Source organism: Pseudovibrio sp. Ad37 (assembly GCF_001623075.1).
GTDB lineage: Bacteria > Pseudomonadota > Alphaproteobacteria > Rhizobiales > Stappiaceae > Pseudovibrio.
Window position 1 is genome coordinate 1 of record NZ_LMCF01000145.1, and the last position, 1914, is coordinate 1914.

Annotated in this window: 3 protein-coding genes; all 3 read right to left on the bottom strand. The window is 52.4% G+C overall.

All coding sequences use genetic code 11. From position 1 onward, the window contains the following. Positions 1–137: 137 nt before the first annotated feature. The 3 genes from PsAD37_RS18865 to PsAD37_RS18875 are packed head-to-tail and all read right to left on the bottom strand — an operon-like array spanning position 138 to position 1833. Positions 138–665: a hypothetical protein gene (locus PsAD37_RS18865; protein WP_057462353.1), complete on the bottom strand. Its 528-nt coding sequence runs from the start codon at positions 663–665 to the stop codon at positions 138–140. 2 nt (positions 666–667) lie between these two features. Continuing rightward, positions 668–1537, bottom strand: a complete 870-nt coding sequence (locus tag PsAD37_RS18870) for a hypothetical protein (RefSeq protein WP_057462352.1) — start codon at positions 1535–1537, stop codon at positions 668–670. Then, positions 1537–1833, bottom strand: a complete 297-nt coding sequence (locus tag PsAD37_RS18875) for a hypothetical protein (RefSeq protein ID WP_063297456.1) — start codon at positions 1831–1833, stop codon at positions 1537–1539. The genes PsAD37_RS18870 and PsAD37_RS18875 overlap by 1 nt, the downstream gene beginning before the upstream one ends. Positions 1834–1914: the final 81 nt, after the last annotated feature.

Below are 1914 nucleotides of genomic sequence, written 5' to 3' on the forward strand. Positions count from 1 at the left end.
CCAGCAACTCCGCATTGGGCTGCGCAGGAGCTGCAAAGGTGAAGGCCAGATCTTGTTCCTGGAAGAGCTGCGGGATTTGGACAATAGCATTCATAACAAACTCACTGGCAAAAGAAAAAACAAAGGATCTATAAGAATTAGGAGTGATCTGGCGAACTTAGCTGGTGCATCACCTCCGGCGGTGGATACGGTTTGCCAGCAGAGGAAGACGGCGGACACAACACACTGGGAGCAACCAGTGTTTCGTCATCGCGCTGAAAGTCATTCAGGAAAGTTTGGTCACAGGAGCGGTATCCAGCTGCGATAGCCTGAGTACGGGCGTAGTCGGTGAGCACAACCCCAAGAAACGCCCCGCCAACAGCAACGGTTAAGAACACGACCGAAAAGCTTTTAACCGAGCTCTTGACCCATCTTTGGCCCCAAGGGGTAAGAGCGTAGTGGAGAACAGGAAGACAAAGCCCTCCAAGAACCCATTGGGTCTTTCCGCGTGGGACAATCAGAAGGTCCTGTGTCTGTCCGAATAAAAGAAAGATGTCAGAGAGGATGACCCAGCACAGAAAGATAACTAGACAATCCAAAAACAGCATTGCGACATGTGTCCGTTTGAGATCAGCAGCAAGCCAATTTGCGGATTTCTCAATGCGGTCAAAACACCAGTCAAACATCGCTACCTCCGGTAGATCTGGTTATACAGATCCGAACCGCCAAAGTGCCAAATGATCTCACGCTCTAGACGGTACAAAAAACTATTGCTGCGGCGTTCAAACTCTTCCACCTTCTGGCGCATGGAAACTTGTGCTTCACGAATGATCTGCCCTGTCTCCTGAATTCCATGGGCAATTGCCTTACCCGTCCAGTGCAGAGCTTGGCCAAGTTTTTCCCGAATACCAAATGCCTTATCGAGTTCGGCTAAAGCAATACCAGCGATCATTCCAACAACGATCGCTCCTCCAGCAACTGCAAGGGCGGGAAGCGCAATCACAGTCAGTCCAGCCAACCAACCAGCTGCCAACGTTCCGGCAGCCAGTGCCACCGTACCAATAGCAACATCTGTAATGATGTTTGCAAACAGCTCGTGATAGAGTTGCTCATCACTCATGATGAACTGCATCACATCGAGCACTACATAGCAGGTGATCATGATGACTGCGTTTGACCTGCCTGCTGATTTTAGTGCCTCCGGACCAATGCCAAAGGCAACGACTTTGGGGGACGTGGACAGATACCGTGTACCCTTCAAGGTCTCACGCAAGGCGGAGTATCCCTTAAACACCACATAGGTCTTGCCGTTCACTACCTTTGTGTAATAGCGCCCCTGCAGGCCGATTTCTTTTAGGAGTGTTTGACCACCCTTCATATCGCGTAGCAGCACTGGCAGGCTCGCCAAGTCCAGGGCACCGCCGGTTGTTGTTCCAAGGCTTTGATGGGCGTCCACTACGGCTTGCGCAAAGAGCTCCATATCCATCACCACAGCTTCTTCCTGGCGTGGATTGATCAGCTCTGCTGCCATACGTTGTTCCGCCAGCGGATAAACCATCAGAATATCTCCTTGTGCGGCTGATCCCCGGGCTTGACAATCAAGCGGTGGCCTGGAAACTGATCCAGAAAGCCCCGGATCTCCAGCTCTTCTGACAGATCTTCATGCAGTGCATCAGAAGACCGTTCAGGCCGGTCACGACCTTGCAAGACCACATGCGCCGTTCCTGCCGGATCGCACTCTTTGGGTGCAGCTTCAGCAATTGCCTCCACCTTACGCCGGCGCCACAGCAGGGCGCGAAAGAAGCTGTGCAAGTAACCGCGCTTCTCTGAGGCTTTGCCAGAGACAAATTGCATATTCCAACTCCGCAGATCAGGCCCAAATCAAAGACTGCCTGGTGTGTACTCACCCATAGGCAGTGTCCGGGCCAAAGCTGG